The 23048-nt window shown below is 56.8% G+C and carries 19 protein-coding genes; 13 read left to right on the top strand and 6 right to left on the bottom strand.

The window, feature by feature from the left end; all coding sequences use genetic code 11:
• Positions 1–108: 108 nt before the first annotated feature.
• Positions 109–807: an RES family NAD+ phosphorylase gene (locus Q672_RS32185; RefSeq protein WP_022986651.1), complete on the bottom strand. Its 699-nt coding sequence runs from the start codon at positions 805–807 to the stop codon at positions 109–111.
• Positions 798–1205: an MbcA/ParS/Xre antitoxin family protein gene (locus tag Q672_RS32180; protein WP_022986650.1), complete on the bottom strand. Its 408-nt coding sequence runs from the start codon at positions 1203–1205 to the stop codon at positions 798–800. The genes Q672_RS32185 and Q672_RS32180 overlap by 10 nt, the downstream gene beginning before the upstream one ends.
• Before the next feature lie 172 nt (positions 1206–1377).
• On the opposite strand from Q672_RS32180, the gene Q672_RS32175 reads away from it, so the two are divergent.
• Positions 1378–2427 (top strand): amidohydrolase family protein, encoded by a 1050-nt coding sequence (locus Q672_RS32175; RefSeq protein ID WP_022986649.1) that lies wholly within the window; start codon positions 1378–1380, stop codon positions 2425–2427.
• Between the two features lie 12 nt (positions 2428–2439).
• On the opposite strand, the gene Q672_RS32170 is transcribed toward Q672_RS32175, so the two are convergent.
• The 3 genes from Q672_RS32170 to gltA all read right to left on the bottom strand — a co-directional run bounded on the left by Q672_RS32170 (position 2440) and on the right by gltA (position 5865).
• Positions 2440–3318 (bottom strand): NAD(P)-dependent oxidoreductase, encoded by an 879-nt coding sequence (locus tag Q672_RS32170; RefSeq protein WP_022986648.1) that lies wholly within the window; start codon positions 3316–3318, stop codon positions 2440–2442.
• Positions 3315–4418 carry an SMP-30/gluconolactonase/LRE family protein gene (locus Q672_RS32165; RefSeq protein ID WP_022986647.1) on the bottom strand — a complete coding sequence of 368 codons (1104 nt, stop codon included), beginning with the start codon at positions 4416–4418 and terminating at the stop codon, positions 3315–3317. The genes Q672_RS32170 and Q672_RS32165 overlap by 4 nt, the downstream gene beginning before the upstream one ends.
• A 163-nt stretch (positions 4419–4581) precedes the next feature.
• Positions 4582–5865, bottom strand: a complete 1284-nt coding sequence (gene gltA, locus Q672_RS32160) for a citrate synthase (RefSeq protein WP_022986646.1) — start codon at positions 5863–5865, stop codon at positions 4582–4584.
• Positions 5866–6341: 476 nt separating this feature from the next.
• Between gltA and sdhC the strand changes: the two genes are divergently transcribed.
• The 9 genes from sdhC to sucD all read left to right on the top strand — a co-directional run bounded on the left by sdhC (position 6342) and on the right by sucD (position 17687).
• On the top strand, positions 6342–6716 hold the full coding sequence (gene sdhC / locus Q672_RS32155; protein ID WP_022986645.1) for a succinate dehydrogenase, cytochrome b556 subunit: 375 nt from the start codon (positions 6342–6344) through the stop codon (positions 6714–6716).
• Positions 6710–7081: a succinate dehydrogenase, hydrophobic membrane anchor protein gene (sdhD, locus tag Q672_RS32150; RefSeq protein WP_022986644.1), complete on the top strand. Its 372-nt coding sequence runs from the start codon at positions 6710–6712 to the stop codon at positions 7079–7081. The genes sdhC and sdhD overlap by 7 nt, the downstream gene beginning before the upstream one ends.
• 3 nt (positions 7082–7084) lie before the next feature.
• The gene (gene sdhA, locus Q672_RS32145) at positions 7085–8860 is read left to right on the top strand and encodes a succinate dehydrogenase flavoprotein subunit (RefSeq protein WP_022986643.1); all 1776 of its coding nucleotides are present in this window, start codon (positions 7085–7087) and stop codon (positions 8858–8860) included.
• 14 nt (positions 8861–8874) lie between these two features.
• Positions 8875–9591 (top strand): succinate dehydrogenase iron-sulfur subunit, encoded by a 717-nt coding sequence (locus Q672_RS32140; protein ID WP_022986642.1) that lies wholly within the window; start codon positions 8875–8877, stop codon positions 9589–9591.
• Between the two features lie 390 nt (positions 9592–9981).
• Positions 9982–12816 carry a 2-oxoglutarate dehydrogenase E1 component gene (locus tag Q672_RS32135; RefSeq protein WP_022986641.1) on the top strand — a complete coding sequence of 945 codons (2835 nt, stop codon included), beginning with the start codon at positions 9982–9984 and terminating at the stop codon, positions 12814–12816.
• 13 nt (positions 12817–12829) lie between these two features.
• Entirely contained in the window at positions 12830–14065 is a 1236-nt protein-coding gene (gene odhB, locus Q672_RS32130; protein ID WP_022986640.1) for a 2-oxoglutarate dehydrogenase complex dihydrolipoyllysine-residue succinyltransferase, read from the top strand.
• A gap of 65 nt (positions 14066–14130) precedes the next feature.
• Positions 14131–15573 (top strand): dihydrolipoyl dehydrogenase, encoded by a 1443-nt coding sequence (gene lpdA / locus Q672_RS32125; RefSeq protein WP_022986639.1) that lies wholly within the window; start codon positions 14131–14133, stop codon positions 15571–15573.
• A gap of 72 nt (positions 15574–15645) precedes the next feature.
• Positions 15646–16815, top strand: a complete 1170-nt coding sequence (gene sucC / locus Q672_RS32120) for an ADP-forming succinate--CoA ligase subunit beta (protein WP_022986638.1) — start codon at positions 15646–15648, stop codon at positions 16813–16815.
• Positions 16812–17687, top strand: a complete 876-nt coding sequence (gene sucD / locus Q672_RS32115; protein WP_022986637.1) for a succinate--CoA ligase subunit alpha — start codon at positions 16812–16814, stop codon at positions 17685–17687. Before sucC ends, sucD begins: the two co-directional genes overlap by 4 nt.
• 187 nt (positions 17688–17874) lie before the next feature.
• Here the strand turns inward: sucD and Q672_RS32110 are convergent, their stop codons facing one another.
• Entirely contained in the window at positions 17875–18111 is a 237-nt protein-coding gene (locus Q672_RS32110; protein WP_022986636.1) for a PA3496 family putative envelope integrity protein, read from the bottom strand.
• A gap of 402 nt (positions 18112–18513) precedes the next feature.
• On the opposite strand from Q672_RS32110, the gene Q672_RS32105 reads away from it, so the two are divergent.
• The 3 genes from Q672_RS32105 to htpG all read left to right on the top strand — a co-directional run bounded on the left by Q672_RS32105 (position 18514) and on the right by htpG (position 23016).
• The gene (locus Q672_RS32105; protein WP_022986635.1) at positions 18514–20151 is read left to right on the top strand and encodes a hypothetical protein; all 1638 of its coding nucleotides are present in this window, start codon (positions 18514–18516) and stop codon (positions 20149–20151) included.
• A complete protein-coding gene (locus Q672_RS32100; protein WP_022986634.1) occupies positions 20148–21050 on the top strand; it encodes a TIGR01777 family oxidoreductase in 903 nt (300 codons plus the stop codon). The genes Q672_RS32105 and Q672_RS32100 overlap by 4 nt, the downstream gene beginning before the upstream one ends.
• Positions 21051–21165: 115 nt before the next feature.
• Complete coding sequence (gene htpG / locus Q672_RS32095; protein ID WP_022986633.1) at positions 21166–23016, top strand: molecular chaperone HtpG; 1851 nt, start codon at positions 21166–21168, stop codon at positions 23014–23016.
• Positions 23017–23048: the final 32 nt, after the last annotated feature.

The following is a 23048-nucleotide window of genomic DNA, read 5'->3' as shown; positions in this document are numbered from 1 at the left end:
ACTCGAAAGAGTGGGGCTTTTTTATTGGGTTGTTGCCAGCCTCTCTCTTGTCATGCCTGCCTCACCTGGAAATCCCTGGAGCCTGCTTTCTGTCATGTGGGGGCGGGTTCAGGTGCCGATAAAGCGGCGGATGGTGAGCACATGAGAGATGCGTTCGCCATCCCAGATGTACTCGTAATGCTGGCTGGGGATAACAGATTCAATCATCCGGGGGCTGAACAAGGCGTGACAACGGTTGCCCGGGGCTCGCACGGATTCATAGTGAATGCCCGCCTCCTGTTCGCTGATCACCTGCTCCCCCAGGGCTCGGGCTGCCTGGTAATCATTGGGGGCATGCCATTCGGGGTGGCGGCTGGCAGGGGTGATATCCACCAGGGTGGCGGAAAATTGCGTGGTCAGACCGCGCATGACAATGCGGTCGTACTTGAGACCATCCACATTACGGAAGTAGCGTTCCTGGTGATAGCGTGTCTCGGCGATGGCCGTGGCCATCTTGTCGGCGCAATAGAACACCCCATGGGTTCCACTGGAAAACCGTGAGCCTTCCGGGTTGATGTGCACAAAGGGCCCCAGTGCGTAGTTGCAGCCAGGAATTCCCCAGGGCCGCTGTTCGGCGGGGACCCGATTCAGGTCGCCAATCTCATGTTGTAAACGGGGGTTGGTGAGCGCCTGAACCGCATAGAGAGCGTCAAAATCTGCCTGGTCGGCCACATCATCGAAAATGTGGATCGGCGGGTATTTGCCGTTCACCAGACGATAGGCTGTGTGCTTGCGAAACGCCAGGCGGGGCAGGTTGGCTAACCCCATTGGCCGCCCCGCAGGCTGTCCAGTTGTCGATGGACTTCATACAGGGCAGCGACAGTCCCTGCGCTCATGATGTCCATGGGGCTGGCGCCATTGAAAAACGGATTATGGTTAGCCATGCGCACAAAGCCGTAGACGTTTTCCTTGTTGCCAAACAGGGTACGCAGAGCCTGGTGGATATTGAGCAGGTAACTGAGACGTTCCAGCAAATCCTGGCTGACTCGGGCGCTGTCAGGCTGACTCTGGTACTTGTGCAGGGTCGAGCGGCCTACGCCAAGTAACGCCATCTTTTCCTTTTCCGTGCATTGCCAATGCCCCAGCAGCGTGAGTACCGCACGCAGGGCGGCGTGACGGGCGTGATCGTCCAGCGGTTGTGGGCGAGGTTGTGTGGCGGTTTGCATGGTCTCTCCGCTAGCGTCAGGAGGATTAATGATGTCCATATTGGGATAAATGGAATTAAATGTCCACAAATAGACGTTGTGTAAAATGTTGTCTGTCACCGGGATCGGTGTCGAACTCCTGACGGGCTGGGCGGTCTTTTGAAATCAAGTGAATCAGAAAAGGATTGCAGGAATGCCGGAATCGCCCCTGCGCTGGCTTGCTCATGGTGTGATGGTGACGTTGTTGAGCCTGAATGTTGCCTGTGCCAGTCAGGCGGAAAATCGTTACCACTTGTCCTTTGTGGATGCTCATCTGCACTACGTGGATTTCATGCAGGACAGTGAGGGGACAGAGGCACTGATCTCGGCGATGGACCGCGCCAGCGTAGAGCAGGTCTGGTTATTTGGGTTGCCGGTCATGAAGAAGTGGCAGGCGGATGCTCCCCGCAAGCCGCGCTATTACCTGGGGGATGAGTCCCCGCTGTATTACTACAGCGCTACCGATGACATTGTTGCCCAGGCCATTACCGGTCTTGAGCCTGAGCAACGTCAGCGAATCAAACCGTTTATTAGTGGTTTCAATCCCACGGATTTGCATGCTGCAGGGCAGATTGAGGCGTTGATCGAGCGCTATCCAGGGATGTGGTTTGGCATCGGTGAGGTTCTTACCCGCCATGACCAGCTGACTGCGCTGACCGAGGGCGAGACGCCACGTGCCAACCACCCGGCCCTGATGCAGGTGTATGAGGTGGCGGCAGAGTACGGCCTGCCAGTGTTGCTACACAGCAACCTCACCTCCCTGCGGGAGGAGACGCCGATTTATCTGCAGGAGCTGGAAGAGGCGCTGGAAGGGAACCCTGACACCCGTTTCGTGCTGGCTCATGCGGGTACCAGTGGCGGAGTGGAGGACAAGCAGCCGCCATTGAAAACGCTGGTTCCCATTCTTGAGGCGTTACTGGCGCGCTATGACAACCTGTATGTGGACTTGTCCTGGAGTGTGAAGGATCACTATGTGCTCGACGATGGCAAGGCGGATCCTGACTGGGTCGCGCTGATCGAGCAATATCCGGGCAGGTTTACGCTTGGCAGTGACCTTGTCGGGCATTTTGACAGCCTTTCGAGACAAATGAAGAGCTATCTGCCTTTGCTGAATGCGCTGCCCGAAAACGTGGCACGGCGGCTTGCCAGCGAGAATGCCAAGGCCCTTGTGCCCGAAAAGGGGGCAGAAAAACAGGTCAACTAAGGTGCGATCCGGTCATTCGTCTCGTGTCAGGCGGCGGAGCAGGGCGGACGTGTCCCAGCGCCCGCCTCCCATGGCCTGGAGCTCCCGATAGAAATCGTTGACCTGGGATGTCACTGGCAGAGGGGTGCCGTTGCGAGCGGCTTCTTGCAGGCAGATATCCAGGTCCTTGCGCATCCAGTCAACCGCGAAACCGTGGTCGAACTCGTCGTCAATCATTGTTTGGTGACGATGGATCATTTGCCAGGATGAGGCCGCGCCCTGGCTGATGGTCTCGAAGACCTTTTTCGCGTCCAGTCCGGCGTTGTTAGCAAAAGCCACGCCTTCAGACAGTGCCTGAACGAGCCCGGCAACACAGATCTGATTCACCATTTTGGTAAGCTGCCCGCTGCCGGCGGGGCCCAGCAGGTTGCAGGCTTTGGCGTAGTGCTCAAGCACGGGCAGGGCGCGCTGGTAAATGGCAGGGTTGCCGCCGCACATGATGGAGAGTTGTCCGTTTTCGGCGCCCTGTTGGCCTCCGGAAACCGGGGCATCGATGAAATGCGCATCGCGGTCCTGGCAAGCCTGTGACAGCTCCCGTGCCATGGCGGCGCTGGCGGTGGTGTGGTCGATCAGAATGGCGTCAGGCTTGAGGGTCTGCAGCGCGCCTTCAGGCCCCAGGGTCACCTGTCGCAGGTCATCGTCGTTGCCAACGCAGACAAAGACCAGGTCAGCGCCGTCCGCCGCCGCAGCAGGGTTATCTGCCGTCAACCCCGGGTGTTGCTGTTGCCATCGGGTTGCCCGGCTTGCTGTGCGGTTGTACACCGTCATGGCGAGGCCTGCGTTGGCTAGGTGTCCGGCCATGGGAAAACCCATGGTGCCAAGGCCGATAAAGGCGGCGCGTAACGAGTTCATTGGGCGCCTCCCTGGGGGGCTGGCGTCGTTTCAGGCGTCTGCGGCAGGACATAAGCCGCAAAGGCGGATGCGGTCAGGCTGCCCAGATAGAGGGTGTTGCCAACCTGTTCGACGCTGGTAATCGGGGCGAAAGCTTCAGGGGCATTGTGCTGCAGGTTGTGGGTCACCTGGCCTTGTTCGTTGAGGCCCAGTACGAAGGCATGATGGGCTGGCTGTGGTTGCAGGAACTCGGGCAGTCTGAAGGCCACTTTGCGCAGCAGGGGTTTGTCGGACATGCTGTCGAGCATGGCATTGCGCGGGCTGAACAGGGCAACCCAGAAGGTACCATTGCCGTTGGCAGAAATGCCGTCGGGGATGCCCGGCAAGTTATCGAAGAAAATATCATGGGTGCCGGCCTTGTCGCCCTTGAGCCAGTACCGGATCACGCTGTAGTTGCCGGTTTCGGTGACCAGTACGAAGTCTTCGTTTTGAGAGAGGGCTACACCATTGGCGAACTGCAGGCCATCCAGCAGGACGTCGGTGGTGCCAGTAGCGGGATCGTAGCGCAGAAAGCGGCCGTGGCCGCCGTGCTCCAGTACGTCGTCACGGGCTTTCATAGCTGGGCCAAACTTGCTGGAGGCGTCGGTGAAATAGGCGATGCCGTTGCTGTCCACGTCCACATCATCGGTAAAGCCAAAGTCGATACCCTCAGCACGTTGGCTGAGCGCTTTGATGGCTCCGCTGGGGGCGATACTGAGCAGACCCTTGTAACCATCGGCTACGATGAGGTTGCCAGCGGGGTCAAAGTCCAGACCCAGTGGCCGGCCTTTGGTGTCGGCTATCAGGTCGGGGTGTTTGCCATCCGGGTCAAAGCGGACAATGCGTCCGTCGTCATAGCCAACATAAAAATAGCCGTTGTCATCAATGGCTACATCCTCCGGGCCGATACCTTCCCCCTGGCCAAATTGAGACACGTTGGCGAGCTTGTCGTTGACGGCATAGGGCCCTTCCAATGCCGGCGCCTGCGGCGCTTGCCAGGCCACCGGTTCAATGGGAACGGGCCAGAACAGCAAGTAAGCGGCGATGACGGCGATCACGACGAGCGCAGTAATTTTTTTCATAATTAGCCAGCAGATTGTTGAGGGAAGCAAGGATGCTTGCATGCAGACAGCAGGCAGGCAAATGCATAGTGTGAATTTTTGTGGATTCGCTGTGAGAGGGGGCGGAGAAATGACTACAAAAAAACCGCCCGAAGGCGGTTTTTTTGTAGTCGGCAGCAAGCGTTTATTTGCGCTCGTTGACCGGTACGAACGGACGCTCGGCTTCGCCGGTGTACAGCTGGCGCGGACGGCCAATCTTGTACGGGTTGGAGATCATCTCGTTCCAGTGTGCAATCCAGCCCACGGTACGGGACAGGGCGAAGATTACGGTGAACATGGAGGTCGGGATACCGATGGCTTTGAGGATGATGCCAGAGTAGAAATCCACGTTCGGGAACAGCTTCTTCTCCTTGAAGTAGGGGTCGCTCAGGGCGATCTCTTCCAGCTTCATGGCGAGTTCCAGCTGCGGGTCGTTTACGCCCAGCTCGGCCAGTACTTCGTGGCAGGATTCACGCATTACCGTGGCGCGCGGATCATAGTTTTTGTAAACGCGGTGACCGAAGCCCATCAGCTTGAACGGATCGCTCTTGTCCTTGGCCTTGGCAATGTACGTCTCGATGTTATCGATGGAGCCGATCTCATCCAGCATATTCAGTACAGCTTCGTTGGCGCCACCGTGTGCCGGGCCCCACAGGGCAGAGATGCCTGCAGCGATACAGGCGAACGGGTTGGCACCGGAGGAACCGGCCAGACGGACGGTAGAGGTGGACGCGTTCTGCTCGTGATCGGCGTGAAGGATGAAGATGCGGTCCATGGCCTTGGCCAGGGTCGGGCTGATCTTGGACTCTTCGCAGGGGTTGCCGAACATCATGTGCAGGAAGTTTTCTGCGTAACCCAGATCATTGCGCGGGTACATGAAAGGCTGGCCCAGAGCGTACTTGTAGCACATGGCCGCGATGGTGGGCATCTTGGCGATCAGGCGGTACGCGGTGATTTCACGATGCTGCGGGTTATTGATGTCCAGGGAGTCGTGGTAGAAGGCGGACAGGGCGCCAACCACGCCACACATGATGGCCATCGGGTGCGCATCACGGCGGAAGCCGTTGAAGAAGTTGCGGATCTGCTCGTGAACCATGGTGTGGTTCTTCACCGTGCTGACGAACTCTTCTTTCTGTTCAGCGGAAGGCAGCTCACCGTAGAGCAGGGTGTAGCACACTTCCAGGTAATCGGATTTGCCTGCCAGCTCCTCGATGGAGTAGCCCCGATGCAGCAGCTTGCCTACTTCACCGTCGATGAAGGTGATTTTGGATTCGCAGGAAGCGGTGGAGGTAAAGCCAGGGTCAAAAGTGAAAACACCGTTGGCTACCAGGGAGGACACGTCGATAACGTCGCGGCCCAGGGTCGGGGAGTAGATGGGAAGGTCAAGGCCTTTGCCATCAACACTCAGAGTGGCTTTCTTCTCGGTCATGGGAATCTCTCCATTGGCGGACAGGGAACTTTCCTCTGTGAAGTCACAGAAAGACTTCGTCAGGCAGGGAAGGTCCTCCAAAGCGCGGTGGAAGGTAAAGTTTTGACACACCTTTGTCAACGCGAACCCGGGAACCGGCGGGTCAGACTTTTGTAGGGTAAACAGCGTGTTACGCAGATGTGACATTTATGCCTCACCGTGGTGCAGCATGAATGTTCACGCTCTCATGAGGTGCGTCTTTGTATATCAATGTCTTAGGTAAACGCGATTGTACCTGAATGGTGCGCAGCGTTTGTTTTGCGCTGGATGCGGCGATATACTGCCGCCCGGCAAATCACCGGTGGTGTTTTGCTGTGGGCCCACCCCGGCCCAGGCAGCTTGCTGAGATCAGAGTTATTGTTCTGATCTCAGCTACGCTACCAAGTTCCCGACAACCGCCCCGATCTGTGATGGGGCCCGGCTATAAGTAGGCTACCGTGAACGACAAGCGACCCGTTAACCTCGATCTGAGCACGATCAAGTTCCCGGTCACGGCTATAGCGTCCATTACCCACCGTGTTACCGGCGTTGCCATCTTTTTGGCATTGCCGATTCTGCTGTGGATGCTGGATCGCTCCCTGGCGTCTCCCGAGAGCTTTGCGGACCTGAAAGCATTGATGACCTCCCCGCTGGTGAAGCTGGTGGTATGGGCCATTCTGGCTGTATTGCTGTATCACCTGGTGGCAGGTATTCGCCACCTCATCATGGATACCGGCGTTGGTGAAACCCTCGAAGGCGGCCGTCGCGGCGCCAAGCTGGTGTTCATCATTTCTGCGGTATTGATTCTGCTGGTAGGAGGCTGGATATGGTAACCCCTGTAACGAGTCTGGGCCGTAATGGCCTGTACGACTGGCTCATCCAGCGAGTCTCAGCTGTCATTATTGGTGTTTATCTGATTGGCATGCTGGGCTATCTGATGGCTGCTGGTGAGCTGGATTACGGCAGCTGGAAGGAATTCATGGGCTCTGTTTGCATGCAGATTGCCAATACCTTGCTGGTAATTGCTGTTGCAGCACACACCTGGGTAGGTCTGTGGGGTGTCACCACCGACTACCTGACCAGCCTGACCTTTGGTAAAGCGGCTACCGCCGTGCGTTTGATTGCCCAGCTGGCAATTGCACTGGCGCTGATCGTTTACTTGCTGTGGGGTCTGGTTCTGATCTGGGGAGGGGCGTAATCCATGTCCATTCGCACTATTACATTTGACGCTATCGTCGTAGGTGGTGGTGGTGCCGGTATGCGCGCCTCACTGCAAATGGCCCAGTCCGGCTTCAAGACTGCGCTGATTTCCAAAGTATTCCCGACCCGTTCGCACACTGTATCCGCCCAGGGCGGTATCACCTGTGCGATCGCGTCTGCCGATCCCAACGATGATTGGCGCTGGCACATGTACGATACCGTTAAAGGTTCCGATTACATCGGTGACCAGGACGCTATCGAATACATGTGTAATGTCGGCCCGGAAGCGGTGTTCGAGCTGGATCATATGGGTCTGCCGTTCTCCCGTACCGAAGAAGGTCGTATCTACCAGCGCCCGTTTGGTGGTCAGTCCAAGAACTTCGGTGAAGGTGGTCAGGCTGCTCGTACCTGTGCTGCTGCTGACCGTACCGGTCACGCGCTGCTGCACACCCTGTATCAGCAGAACCTGAAGAACGGCACCCAGTTCTACAACGAGTGGTATGCCTCTGAACTGGTCAAGGACGATGAGGGTAATGTCTGTGGTGTGATCGCCATCGACATCGAGTCCGGTGAGACCGTGTTCTTCAAGGCCAAGGCCACCGTCTTTGCCACCGGTGGTTCCGGTCGTATCTACGCCTCTACCACCAATGCCTTGATCAACACCGGTGACGGCGTGGGCATGGCCCTGCGTGCTGGTCTGCCGGTGCAGGACATTGAAATGTGGCAGTTCCACCCGACCGGCATCGCTGGCGCCGGTGTGCTGGTAACCGAGGGTTGCCGGGGTGAGGGTGGCTACCTGATCAACAAGGACGGCGAGCGCTTCATGGAGCGTTACGCGCCGAACGCCAAAGATCTGGCGTCCCGTGACGTTGTTGCCCGTTCCATGATGATGGAAATTCTGGACGGTCGTGGTGCCGGCCCGGATGGTGATCACGTATTCCTGAAGCTGGATCACCTGGGTGAAGAAGTGCTGCACAGCCGCTTGCCGGGCATCTGTGAACTGGCCATTACCTTCGCACAGACCGATCCGGTGAAAGAGCCGATCCCGGTAGTACCAACCTGTCACTACATGATGGGTGGTATCCCCACCAACGTTCATGGTCAGGCCATCAAGCTGTCTGGCGGCCATGAAGGTGAAGACCAGTTTGTTAACGGTCTCTTCGCGGTCGGTGAAGTAGCTTGTGTATCGGTACACGGTGCGAACCGTCTCGGCGGTAACTCTTTGCTGGACCTGGTGGTGTTCGGGCGTGCGGCGGGTCTGTACATTGAAGACCAGCTCCGTCAGGGCATGACCCAGTACGAGCCCACGGATGCCAACATCGACGAAGCGATGGCCCGTTTGAATCGCTGGGAATCTTCTACCGGTGGTGAGTCTGTGCCCGCTCTGCGCAAAGAGCTGCAGAGCGTGATGCAGAACCACTTCGGTGTATTCCGCAAGGGTGATCTGATGGCGGAAGGTGTGGCCAAGCTGGCTGACCTGCGTAAGCGTATCGCAAACGCACACCTTGAAGACAAGAGTAAGCCGTTTAACACTGCGCGCATCGAAGCGTTGGAGTTGGACAACCTGCTGGAAGTGGCGGAAGCAACGGCCATTGCTGCCGAAGGTCGTACCGAGAGCCGTGGTGCCCATTCCCGTTACGACTACCCGGATCGTGACGATGAGAACTGGCTGTGCCACTCCATCTTCGACCCGACAGCCAAAAAGCTGGGCAAGCGTGACGTGAACTTCAAACCGAAGACGGTCGACACTTTCCAGCCCAAGGCTCGGACCTACTAACGGAGAGTACTACGATGAAAGTTAGTATCTATCGCTACAATCCGGAAACGGACCGCGAGCCGAGCATGAAGGAGTATGAGGTTGATACCCAGGGTAAAGACCTCATGGTGCTGGACATCCTGGCTCTGGTAAAAGAACAGGATCAGTCCCTGGCATACCGTCGCTCCTGTCGTGAGGGTGTATGTGGCTCTGATGGCATGAACATGAACGGCAAGAACGGCCTGGCCTGTATCACTCCGTTGTCCCAGGTGGCACCGGGTGTACTGGAAGGCAAGAAACCCCTGATCCTGCGCCCGCTGCCGGGTCTGCCGGTCATTCGTGACCTGGTGGTGGACATGGGCATGTTCTACAACCAGTACGAAAAGGTACAACCGTACCTGCAGAACAACACTCCGGCTCCGGCCATCGAGCGTCTGCAGTCTCCGGAAGAGCGTGCCAAGATCGACGGTCTGTATGAATGTATTCTGTGTGCTTGCTGTTCAACCAGCTGCCCGAGCTTCTGGTGGAATCCGGACAAGTTCCTGGGTCCGGCGGCGCTGTTGCAGAGCTACCGCTTCCTGGCGGACAGCCGCGACAATGCCACTGAAGAGCGTCTGTCCAAACTGGACGACCCCTTCAGCCTGTTCCGCTGTCACGGCATCATGAACTGTGTGAGTGTTTGCCCTAAAGGTCTTAACCCGACCCGGGCCATCGGTCATATCCGTTCCATGTTGCTGGAGCGGGGCATCTGACCCTGCAGAAAAAGGCGGCCGTCATGGCCGCCTTTTTTGTTTGTAAATGACGGCTTGGCGTTGAATTTCTCTGTCTATTCGACGTTTTGCCAATTGTGGTCAAGAAGAGACTGATTCATAAATGAATTTATGAAATCGATGTCTAACAAAACCGCAATAAAAGGGCTACACTAGGCAGCGTTCGAGGCAACCCCTCGAGAGATACGGCATCGACCTGTCATGGCCTTACCCGGCCTAAGCAGGGTTTTGTTGTATCTTGTGGGTGGAGCAGGGCTTAAAAGGCGTTGCTCCTGACAAACAGAAGCGTACGGGAACAGGGTCACTCCCCTGTGGTCGCAGTTACACTTACCACAGCGTGTGACATCCTTCCCGCGGAAGGAACGAGCTAAAATGCAAGACAGTTCCATGCAGCGACAATGGCAGTCCTCGCACATTGGAGGAGCCAATGCTGCCTATGTCGATGAACTGTACGAATCCTATCTGACCGATCCCAATTCTGTGCCAGAAGACTGGCGCGTCTATTTCGAAAAACTCCCCAGTGTTGATGCCGCCGTCGAATCTGACGTTCCCCATGCGGCTGTACGCGAATACTTTCTGCTTCAAGCCAAAAATCGCTCCCGGGTGCAGAAGTTCGGTGCCGGTGCTGTCAGCACTGAGCATGAACGGCGCCAGGTGCGGGTGTTGCACCTGATTGCGGCGTACCGCAACCGGGGGCATCAGGTCGCGAAGCTGGATCCGCTGGGGCTGATGGAGCGTGAAGATGTTCCTGATCTCGAACTGGCGCATCATGGCCTGAGCCCGGCAGACCTGGATACCGTTTTCCAGACCGGCAACCTTTTCATTGGCAAGCCGGAAGCCACCCTGCGAGAAATCGTTGATTGTCTGCAAACGACTTACTGCTCCAGCGTTGGGGCAGAGTACATGCATATCGTCAACACCGCAGAAAAACGCTGGCTGCAGCAGCGCATGGAAGGCGTTCGTTGTCACCCCGAATATGGCAAGGACATCAAGGGACATATTCTTGAGCGTCTCTCCGCCGCCGAAGGCCTGGAAAAGTACCTGGGCAGCAAATACCCCGGTACCAAACGCTTTGGTCTGGAGGGCGGTGAGTCACTGATTCCGTTGATGGATGAAATGATCCAGCGGGTAGGCAGCTATGGCGCCAAGGAAATGGTCATTGGCATGGCCCACCGTGGCCGCTTGAATGTGCTGGTGAATACCCTTGGCAAGAGCCCCAAGGATCTTTTCGAGGAATTCGATGGCAAGAGCTTCATCGAATCCGGCTCCGGTGACGTGAAGTACCACCAGGGCTTCTCCTCCAATGTGTTGACCTCCGGTGGCGAAGTGCATCTGGCCATGGCGTTCAACCCCTCCCATCTGGAGATCGTCTCTCCGGTGGTGGAAGGCTCCGTTCGTGCTCGCCAGGATCGCCGTAATGATGAAGGCGGTGACCAGGTTGTGCCCATCCTCATTCACGGTGATGCGGCGTTTGCCGGTCAGGGCGTGGTGATGGAAACCTTCCAGATGTCCCAGACCCGCGGTTTCTACACGGGTGGAAGCCTGCACATCGTCATCAACAACCAGGTAGGCTTTACTACCAGCCGTCGAGAAGATGCCCGTTCTACCGAATACTGTACTGACGTGGCGAAGATGGTGCAGGCGCCGATCTTCCACGTAAATGCAGATGATCCGGAAGCGGTCTACTTCGTGACCCAGCTGGCGGTGGACTACCGCATGCAATTCAAGAAAGACGTGGTGATCGACATGATCTGCTACCGTCGTCTTGGGCACAACGAAGCGGACGAGCCGTCTGGCACCCAGCCGCTGATGTACAAGAAGATCAAGAGCCATCCGACCACCCGTACTCTGTACGCTGAGCGCCTGATCAATCAAGGCGTAATCAGTGAGCAGGAAGCCCAGAAAGCGGTGGATGATTACCGCGACATGCTGGATGCGGGAAATCACGTGGTGAAGTCCCTGGTGCGCGAGCCCAACAAGGCGCTGTTTGTAGACTGGTCTCCCTACATCGGTCATCAAGTAGAGGATGACTGGGATACCTCGACTGCGCTGAAAAAGCTGCAGGATCTTGCCAACCGTCTGGAAACCTTGCCGGAAGGCTTTGTGCCCCAGCGTCAGGTGAAGAAAATTGTGGAAGACCGCCGCAAAATGACGGCTGGCGCCATGCCCCTGAACTGGGGCTACGCCGAAACGCTGGCGTATGCGTCATTGCTGGATCAGGGCTTTCATGTTCGCCTGACCGGTCAGGACTGTGGCCGTGGCACCTTCTCCCACCGCCATGCGGTGCTGCATAACCAGAAGGATGGTGAGGCTTATGTTGGCCTCCAGCATCTTTATGGCGAGCAGCCGCGCTTCGACATCTACGATTCATTGCTCTCGGAAGAGGCCGTGCTGGGCTTCGAATACGGTTATGCCACCACCACGCCGAAATCGCTGGTGATCTGGGAGGCCCAGTTTGGCGACTTCGCCAACGGTGCCCAGGTGGTGATCGACCAGTTCATTTCGTCCGGTGAAGCCAAATGGGCGCGTCTGTGTGGCTTGACCATGCTGTTGCCACATGGTTACGAAGGGCAGGGTCCGGAGCACTCCTCCGCGCGTCTTGAGCGTTTCCTGCAATTGTGCGCCGAGCACAATATGCAGGTCTGTGTGCCGAGCACCCCCTCCCAGATCTTCCATCTGTTACGTCGTCAGGCGGTACGCCCGCTGCGCAAGCCGTTGGTGGTGATGAGCCCGAAAAGCCTGTTGCGGCACAAGAAAGCTGTGTCTTCTCTGGAGGATCTGGCCCAGGGCAAGTTCGAGACCGTGCTGGATGACCCGGCGGATCTGAATCCCGAGAAGGTGAACCGGGTGGTGCTGTGCTCCGGCAAGGTCTACTACGACCTGCTGGAAAAACGTGACAGCGATGGCCGCACCGACACCGCTCTGGTGCGAGTGGAGCAGCTTTATCCGTTCCCTGAGCAGCGACTGAAAGAAGTGCTGGAGACCTACCCGAACCTGAAACACCTGGTGTGGTGCCAGGAAGAGCCGATGAACCAGGGTGCCTGGTACTGCTCTCAACACCACATGTACCGGGTTGCGTATCAGGTGGGTGTCGCCCAGGTGCATTACGCAGGTCGTGAAATGGCCGCGGCGCCAGCCGCCGGGTCCATGTCCCTGCACGTCGAACAACAGCAGCGTCTGGTTCAGGACGCCTTTGAGATCAAGTAAATAAGGATTAGTCATGGCGACTGAAATCAAAGCCCCGCAGTTTCCCGAATCCGTAGCCGATGGCACCGTTGCCACCTGGCACAAGCAGGAAGGCGAAGCGGTTAAGCGTGACGAACTGCTGGTGGATATCGAAACCGACAAAGTGGTTCTGGAAGTAGTGGCCCCCGCGGATGGGGTGATCAGCAAGATTCTGGCTGGTGAAGGTGACACCGTTGAGAGCCAACAGGTTCTGGCCAACTTCGAAGAAGGTGCCAGCGGTTCCGCGCCTTCTTCCGAAGCCAAGGATGCCCCTGCAGAGAAGCAAGAGGCTGCTGCTCCGGCGGCTGAAGCCAGCGACGACAGCAGCGCGTCTGACCAGGCTGGCCCTGCCGCTCGCAAGCTGATGAGCGAGCACGGCATTGCCGCCAGTCAGGTGTCTGGCTCCGGTAAGGGTGGCCGTATCACCAAGCAGGACGTGGAAAAGGCCATCGGCGAGAAAGCCGAGCAGCGTGCCAGCCAGCCGGCACCGCAGCAGCCCGCCACCGCCGAAGTGCCTGCCGCACCGGGTGAGCGCGAAGAGCGTCGGGTTCCGATGACTCGTCTGCGCAAGCGTATTGCCGAGCGTCTGGTGTCAGCCCAGCAGGACGCGGCCATGTTGACCACCTTCAACGAGGTCAACATGAAGCCGATCATGGAAATGCGCAAGAACTACCAGCCGGAGTTCGAGAAGGCACATAACGTGCGTCTGGGCTTCATGGGCTTCTTTACCCGCGCCTGTGTGGAAGCGCTGAAACGTTTCCCGGCGGTGAATGCGTCCATCGATGGTGACGATATTGTTTACCACGGCTACTACGACGTAGGTGTTGCAGTGTCTACCGAACGTGGCCTGGTGGTGCCGGTGATTCGTGATGCAGATCAGCGAGGTCTGGCAGAAGTGGAATCCCAGATCATCGACTTCGGTCAGAAAGCCCAGAAAGGCAAACTGTCCATTGAAGAGATGACCGGGGGCACCTTTACCATTTCCAATGGTGGTGTGTTCGGTTCCCTGATCTCCACGCCGATTCTCAACCCGCCGCAGACCGCTATTCTGGGGATGCACAAGATCCAGGAACGCCCCATGGCTGTGGATGGCAAGGTAGAGATCCTGCCGATGATGTATCTGGCTCTGTCCTATGACCATCGACTCATTGATGGCAAGGAAGCGGTGCAATTCCTGGTAACGGTGAAGAACTTTATCGAAGACCCGGCACGTCTTCTGCTGGATATCTAACGCCTGCACGCAACACGCCCCACCCTGCTGAGGCAGGGTGGGGCAGTTCCCCGAGAGGAAAGAACATGTCTGACAAATTCGACGTCGTCGTTATTGGTGGTGGCCCCGGCGGTTATGTAACTGCCATTCGCTGTGCCCAGCTGGGGTTGAACACCGCCTGTATCGAGAAACGTATTAACAAACAGGATGAGCCGGCATTGGGCGGAACCTGCCTGAACGTGGGCTGCATCCCTTCCAAGGCGCTGCTGGATTCATCCTGGAAATACCACGAGACGGAGTCCTCACTGGCTGAACACGGTATCAAGATCAAGGGCTCTGACCTGGATCTGGCCACCATGCTACAGCGCAAGGACACCATCGTTAAAAACCTGACTGGCGGCATCGCTCAGTTGTTCAAGGCCAACAAGGTGACCTGGCTGCAGGGCTCCGGCCAGCTGAAAGCCGGGAAACAGGTGGAATTTCAGCCGCTGGATGGTGGTGAGGCACAGACGATTGAGGCTGAGCATGTGGTGCTGGCCGCCGGTTCTGTGCCGGTGGATATTCCTGTGGCGCCGGTAGATCAGAACCTGGTCGTTGACTCCACGGGTGCGCTGGAGTTTGACAAGGTGCCCAAGCGCCTTGGCGTGATCGGTGCTGGCGTGATCGGGCTAGAGCTCGGCAGTGTCTGGAATCGCCTTGGTAGCGAAGTGGTTGTCCTGGAGGCTGTGGATGCGTTCCTGCCGATGGTCGACAAGCAGATTGCCAAAGACGCCCATAAACAGCTCGAGAAGCAGGGGTTGGATATTCGTCTTGGTGCCCGTGTGACCGGATCTGAAACCACCAAGACCAAGGTCAAGGTGACCTACAGCGACAAGGATGGCGAGCACACAGAAAGCTTCGACAAGCTGATTGTGGCCGTTGGCCGTCGCCCCTACACCGAAGGGCTACTGAGCCAGGATGCCGGTGTCAGCCTGGATGAGCGTAACTTCATCTACGTAGACAGCCAGTGCCGCACTGATGTGCCCGGCGTTTACGCCATTGGTGATCTTGTGCGTGGACCGGCGCTGGCCCACAAGGCCATCGAGGAAGGTGTCATGGTGGCCGAAGTCATCATGGATGAGCACACCCAGGTGAACTATGACGTGATCCCCGGTGTGATCTATACCCACCCGGAAGTGGCATGGGTAGGCAAGACCGAAGAAGAAGTGAAGGAATCCGGTGATGCCTACAAGACCGGTGTGGTGCCGTTTGCCGCGAATGGACGAGCGATGGCTGCTGGCGAGACCGGCGGCATGGTCAAGTTTGTGGTTGATGAGAAAACGGACCGCGTTCTTGGGATGCATATCGTGGGTCCGCAGGCCTCTGAACTTATCCAGCAAGGCGCAATTGCGATGGAGTTCGGTGCAACGGCAGAAGATTTGCAGTTGATGGTGTTCGGTCATCCGAGCCTGTCAGAAACCGTTCATGAAGCTGCATTGGCTGTGGATTACAAAGCCATTCATGTGGCCCAGCGTCGTCGCAAAAAATAACGGCGCAGAACGGCAGCGAAAAATCGGCGCCCGCAAGGGCGCCAAATCATTCAACAGGATGGAAGTATTGGCATGAATCTCCATGAGTATCAGTCAAAGCAGCTTTTTGCTGACTATGGTTTGCCAGTCTCTACCGGTTTCGCTTGTGACACTCCTGAAGAGGTTGCAGCCAAAACCAAAGAGATCGGCGGTGACAAGTGGGTTGTGAAAGCCCAGGTACACGCTGGCGGCCGTGGTAAGGCGGGTGGTGTAAAGCTGGTGGACAGCGCTGAAGAAGCCGCTGCCTTTGCCGAGCAGTGGCTGGGCAAGAACCTGGTGACGTTCCAGACCGATGAGAAAGGGCAGCCTGTGACCAAGATTTTGGTCGAAACCTGTACCGACATCGCCAAGGAATTGTACCTGAGTGCGGTCCTGGACCGTGCCAGCCGTCGTGTCGTTTTCATGGCCTCCACTGAAGGTGGTATGGACATTGAGACCGTGGCTGAAGAAACCCCGGAAAAGATCCTGCGTGCAGAGATTGATCCGCTGGTGGGTGCGCAGCCCTATCAGGCGCGTGAGATCGCGTTCCAGCTGGGTCTGGAAGGCAAGCAGGTCAACCAGTTTGCCAAGATTTTTGTGGGTCTGGCGCAACTGTTCATCGACAAGGATCTGGCCCTGATCGAGGTTAACCCGCTGGTGATCACCGAAGCCGGTGACCTGCACTGCCTGGATGCCAAGATCAACGTGGACGGCTCAGCCCTGTACCGTCATGCGGATATCAAGGCACTGGAAGATCCTTCCCAGGAAGATGCGCGCGAGCGTCGCGCGGCCGAGTGGGAACTGAACTATGTAGCGCTGGACGGCAACATCGGTTGCATGGTGAATGGCGCAGGCCTGGCCATGGGCACCATGGATCTGGTGCAGCTGAAAGGGGGCGCACCGGCCAACTTCCTGGACGTGGGCGGTGGCGCGACCAAAGAGCGTGTAACCGAAGCCTTCAAGATCATCCTGTCCGACGACAAGGTGAAGGGCGTTCTGGTTAACATCTTCGGTGGCATCGTGCGTTGTGACCTGATTGCTGAAGGCATCATCGGCGCGGTAGAAGAAGTGGGTGTGACCGTACCGGTGGTAGTTCGTCTGGAAGGTAACAACGCTGAGCTGGGCGCGCAGAAACTGGCCGAGAGCGGCATGAACATCATCGCCGCAGAAAGTTTTGAAGACGCTGCCGAGCAGGTAGTGAAAGCTGTTGGAGGTGCCGCATGAGCGTCCTGATCGACAAGAACACCAAGGTTATCTGCCAGGGTTTCACTGGTAGCCAGGGCACCTTCCACTCCGAGCAGGCCATCGAATATGGCACGCAAATGGTCGGTGGTGTAACCCCGGGTAAAGGTGGCCAGACCCATTTGGGCCTGCCGGTTTTCAACACCGTGGCGGAAGCGGTTGCTGAAACCGGTGCCACTGCCAGCGTCATTTACGTACCGGCTGCGTTCTGCAAGGACTCCATTCTGGAAGCCGCTGATGCAGGTATCGAGCTGATCGTCTGCATCACTGAAGGCATTCCTGCACTGGATATGCTGTATGTGAAGGAATACATCACCCGCAAGGGCGGTGTACGCCTGATCGGGCCGAACTGTCCGGGCGTGATCACTCCGGGTCAGTGCAAGATCGGCATCATGCCCGGTCATATCCATCAGCCGGGCAAAGTGGGCATCGTGTCCCGCTCCGGTACCCTGACCTATGAAGCGGTAAACCAGACCACCAAGCTGGGCTTCGGTCAGTCCACTTGTATCGGTATCGGCGGTGACCCGATTCCAGGCATGACCTTCATCGACGCGCTGGAACTGTTCCAGAACGATCCGCAGACGGAAGCCATCATCATGGTGGGTGAGATCGGCGGTACTGCTGAAGATGAGGCGGCGGCCTACATCAAGGAACACGTGACCAAACCGGTAGTGAGCTACATTGCTGGCGTTACTGCGCCTCCTGGCAAGCGTATGGGCCACGCTGGCGCGATCATCGCTGGCGGCAAGGGCACTGCAGACGAGAAGTTTGCGGCCCTGGAAGCGGCAGGCGTGAAGACCACGCGTAACCCGGCCGGCATTGGCCTGGCGCTCAAAGAGCTCACAGGTTGGTAATATTCAGCCAGTGACAAAAAAGGCCGGCATTATGCCGGCCTTTTTTATGGTTGTGCTCGAAATATCAGCACAAACGGAGCACCGTGGTGATCGTATAATCTTGAGCTGCCCACAGGGCAGGGCCGTGGCCTTTCTAAAGCCTGCGGGCGACCCTGGCGTTAATCCGTGATGGCCAGGGCTGCCAGGTCTAGTGAAGTATGTCGTCGTCAAGCTCAAAGGACTCATAATCATTGAGTTCCTTGCGCAGACGGCGCTCCTCCAGACGATCTTCGATGCGATGACGCATATCCATGTTGAAGGCACGGCTGCGCGCGCTGCGCGCTTCCTGCTCCTCCTCATCCATATCGTCATCCAGGATATCGAAATCTTCGTTCATCAGCAGGTCTTCCGAATCGTAGTCTTTCTCTGTACGACGGTTACTCATGGTGGCCTCCTGTTCTGACCTCCTCAAACAACCACATTGTTCGGCCTGTTGGTCCGGTTTTCCGGTTTTCCAAAGTCCACAGCGCCTATATATCGTCTGGTTTTCTTCCATACAAGCATTTTTTTATTACGGTTGACAGGCGGTTTGGGGGCGTAACTGGAAGGACGTTTAAGACTCGCGGGCGGCGTCATGGATACCCGTCCAGCGCATGAAGAGTGTGAAACAGATCAACCCTGACCATGATTGAGAAAAATCAGTTACTTAAGTGCTGGAATGCCGGGCGGCAGCTTTGTAAAGTGAGGTTCAGGCGGGACCGCAGTGTTCCCCGAGGGGCGAACTTCTTCGGGGGCGGCTGACGCTGACGGGTACTTGAGGCGGGCTGTTCAGGAGAGAGAATAAAAAATGGCAGAGCTGCTAATCATTATTGGGGTGAGTGCAATTATTGTGACAACCCTGGGGCTGATGAATGAAGCCAGTCACAGAGGCCACAGCCCCGTTTTTTTTCTGGTTCCGCTTGTCAGTCTGGGACAGGTTCAGGGAAATTGGGAAGGCTATCGTTGGTGGGCGTTGGGCAGGGTCGCCGGGGTGTTACTCACAGCGGTTGGCATCGCCATTCTCTCGGCGGATACGAACGATGCCAGCATTTCCGTCAGCCCCCTGGCGCATCAAACTGGCCAGGTGCAACGTGGCGAAAAAATGGCCACCACGACATCGTTTGTGTCTTCGGAAGAAGCCGCGTTATTGGTCGTCAAGCGCCAGGGAAAGCCCCTTTCTGGTCGACTTCATGGCGATAGTTTCCGCTATGACCGGGTGGCGTTGATTGATGGTGTGTTGACCATCAGTCAGGGGGAAGATTTCTTGCCTGCCCTTGAGGTGCGTATTCTGGTCGGTTGGAAGCCAGAGGATATTACCGAACGCCGTAATGTCCTGGTGAACCCTTCCGATGAAGAGGTTCCTGTTGTCCATCTCTCCTGGAAGGAACCGGGCAAGGATTTCCCCGAGACGCGCATTTTTGAGGGTGGCTACCGGATGGAGCTGGCTCTCGCGCCGCTGGATACCGGGCAGTTATCCGGTTCCCTGTCTTTGGTGATGCCTGACAGTTTCAAGAGCTACCTGAGTGGTGAGTTTACCGCATATACCAACCACCTACGTTACCTGGGGGGGAAGGTAGATCTGCATTTTGATCATGAGGATACCCTGGCATACGTAGCTAGAGAGTACCTCACTACCCAGTTCCCTGAAGGGGCTCTGAAGTCGGTCAAGACTCGTCATGTGATCCTGCGTCGCGGTGAATCTACCGGTGAGGTGACAAGCCGCGTACTGCTGACGAACGGAGCGGTTGAAGAGCGGGTTGTGCGTCTTGAAAAGAGTGATGTGGGGTGGTCGGTAGAGCCCGGGTCCATGCATGCTGAAGTTATCACTCCTGCCAAAGAAGGCGCCATGGCGTTGGTGTCACCGGTCGCTGAGGCACCGAAGGTTTCACAAGAAGAGACGCTTCCACCCATGGTTAAGACGTTTCCGGAACTGGTCGCGTTTGTTGACCAGGCTGTTGTACTCGAAACAGACAGCGGCCGAAAGTTGGACGGGGTGCTTCGTCGTATCTCAGCAAAGCGCCTATGGCTTGAAATTAATGTCGGTAGTGGCGTGGTCGAGCGCAGTGTCTCCGATCAAGAGCTGGTTTCATTAACCCTGGTCAATGGCCAAAAAGTGCTCCTTGAACAGGCCTCTGATGGTCCCGATACAGCGGCTTCTCCTGAAATGGCGCAAGCCGCCGTCGTTTCTGAGGACACACAGATGGAAAATCCATCTGCGCAAAGCCTCACGCCGTCGTCACCAGACATGACGGAGAGTGAAGCGGCTCGATATCGCCAGTTAATTGGAAAGAATGTCTCCATTCGTGCAGAAGATGTGCCTGTACGAACGGGTATTTTGCATTCTGTCAATGATGACCACCTCACCTTGAGTGTGCCGATGGGGGCGGGCAATATAGAGTTTTTCTACGATCTCAACACTATTCGTTCTATCGAGGCGACACGTTGAAAATTCTTCTTACCGGTGGGAGCGGCTTCATAGGTCGCCACCTTTGTCGGCGGCTTGTTGCGCACGGCCATCAGCTCATTGTTTTGACACGAAAGCCCCGCCGTAGTGCCCGCGGGTTACCGGAAGGTACTCGCCTGCTTTCATCACTGGATGAGATTGCTGGCGATGAAGTGATTGATGGCATTGTAAACCTTGCCGGGGAGAGTCTGTTTGCCGGTCGTTGGACCCGCCGCCGTAAGGAAACCCTGTTCGCCTCCAGGGTGGGAGTCACGGAGGATATCGTTAGCTTGGTGTCTCGCCTCGAACGCAAGCCGGCCGTGCTTGTTTCCGGGTCGGCCGTTGGTTTTTACGGCGACGCCGGCAATGCAGAACTCACAGAGGACAGTCCAGCCCGAAAGAAGGATTTCGGGTACCGCCTGTGTGATGCCTGGGAGCAGGCGGCGCGCCCGGTGTCCCGCCAAGGGGTGCGCCTTTGCCTAATACGCACAGGGATCGTGTTAGGCCGTGACGGAGGCATGCTCAAACAGTTGTTGCCCCTATACAAGTTGGGCCTGGGTGCCAAGATGGGGGAAGGTAACCAGTGGTTGAGCTGGGTTCACATTGACGACATGGTCGCTATTCTGGTTCGTGCTCTGGAAACACCCGGCATTGAAGGGTTATTCAATGCCTGTGCCCCAGCGCCTGTCACCCAGAGTGAATTTCATCGAAAGCTTGGCGGTAAGCTGCACAGGCCTGTCATGTTGAAGGTTCCGGCAACGGCACTCAGGATTGGTTTAGGCGAATTATCCGGCATGCTTCTGGGGGGGCAAAGAGTGTATCCCCGGCGCCTTGAACAGCAAGGCTTCATTTTCCGTTACCCGGATCTGGATTCTGCTCTCGATCACTTGATTGGGAAGTAATATCCGCCACTAATAGTGACAGTCTACAATACCGACATCCAGCCCTGCTGGCACTTGAAAATCCCGCCTTTGGCCTCATTCTCCTGACAGTTTGATACTGCTTCAGGAGTCTGTTGTGTCTACAGAAAAACAAACCCATGGTTTTCAGGCGGAAGTCTCCCGTCTGTTGCACCTGATGATCCACTCGCTGTACAGCAACCGCGAGATTTTCCTGCGTGAGCTGGTATCCAATGCCTCGGATGCCTGCGACAAGCTGCGTTTCCAGTCTCTGGATAATCCTGCCTTGATCGGGGAGGGCGCGGAGCCGGCAATCACCCTGACCATCGACAAGGAGGCGGGTACGCTGACCGTGGCCGATAACGGCATCGGCATGGATGAAAGCGATGTGGTGGACAATCTCGGCACCATTGCCCGTTCTGGTACAGAGAAGTTTCTTGCCCAGCTCAGTGGTGACCAGAAGAAGGATGCCCAGCTCATCGGCCAGTTTGGCGTGGGTTTTTATTCCGCGTTTATCGTTGCTGACAAGGTCACCGTCGAGACGCGCAAGGCCGGCAGCGATAAGGCCTCAGGGGTCCGCTGGGAGAGTGACGGCCAGGGTGAGTTTACCGTGGAAGGTATTGAGCGTTTGCAGCCAGGCACCGCCGTGATACTGCATCTACGTGACGATGCCCGGGATTTTCTGGATCCGTTCAAGATTCGCCAGGTGATCAATCAGTATTCCGACCACGTTGCCTTTCCGATTAATTTGCTGACGCCCGCTGAGGGTGACGCTGAGGAGAGTAGTGAAACTCTCAACTCGGCTACTGCACTGTGGCAGCGCCCACGGCAGGAAGTTTCCGATGAGGAATACCAGAGCTTCTACAAGCATATCAGCCATGACTTTCAGGATGCCTTGAGCTGGAGTCACAACAAGGTTGAGGGCGCCCTGGAATACACGAGCCTGCTTTACTTGCCGGCCCGTGCCCCGTTTGACTTGTATCATCGCGATGCCAATCGCGGCCTGAAACTGTATGTACAGCGTGTTTTCATCATGGATGATGCCGAGCAGTTTCTGCCTCAGTATCTCCGCTTTGTGAAGGGCGTGATCGACGCGCCCGACCTTCCCTTGAATGTCAGCCGTGAGCTCCTGCAGGACTATGGGCCTGTGCAGAAAATTCGTGCGGCTCTGACCAAGCGTGTTCTGCAGATGCTCAAGAAGCTGAGTAACGATGAAGAGCAGTACAAGGCGTTTTGGAGTCAGTTTGGACAGGTTCTGAAAGAAGGTATTGGCGAGGATGCGGATAACCGTGAAGCTATCGCCGCCCTGTTGCGTTTTGCGTCTACTCATGAGGAAGAGGGCGTTACCCGTCTTGATGCCTACCTTGAGCGTAAACCGGCTGAGCAAGAGAGCATCTATTATCTGCTTGCTGACACTCCCTCTGCGGCGCTGAACAGTCCGCACCTGGAGGTATTCCGTAAAAAGGGCATTGAAGTCCTGTTGCTGAGTGACCCCGTCGACGAATGGATGGTGAGTTATCTGGACAGCTATAAGGACGTGAAACTGGTCAATGCCGCACGCGGAGAGCTGGACCTGGACGAGGCTGCCGGGGAGGCAGAAAGCGATAACCCGCTGGTGGCACGATTGAAAGACAGCCTGGCAGAGCAGGTAGAAAGCGTCCGCGCGACTCGCCGACTGGTGGATTCGCCTTCTTGTCTGGTGTTGGCTGAAGATCAACTGGGCCCACAAATGCGCCGGATGCTGGAAGCGGCCGGTCAACCGGTACCGGAGAACAAGCCGGTGCTGGAAGTGAACCTGGATCATGATCTGCTCAAGGCGCTGGGGACGGTGGACGACGGTGAGCGTTTCAACGACCTTGCCGCGTTGTTGCTCGATCAGGCCATGCTGGCCGAGGGGCAGTTGCCGAAAGATCCGGCGGCCACGGCTCGTCGCATGCATCAGATGCTAGTAAGTGCAGTTAATAATTAACAGTTAATAGTTAATAGCTGCGCGAATCAGGC

The organism is Alcanivorax sp. P2S70 (assembly GCF_000475295.1).
GTDB lineage: Bacteria > Pseudomonadota > Gammaproteobacteria > Pseudomonadales > Alcanivoracaceae > Alcanivorax > Alcanivorax profundi.
This window is presented reverse-complemented; position numbering and strand designations above follow the sequence as displayed.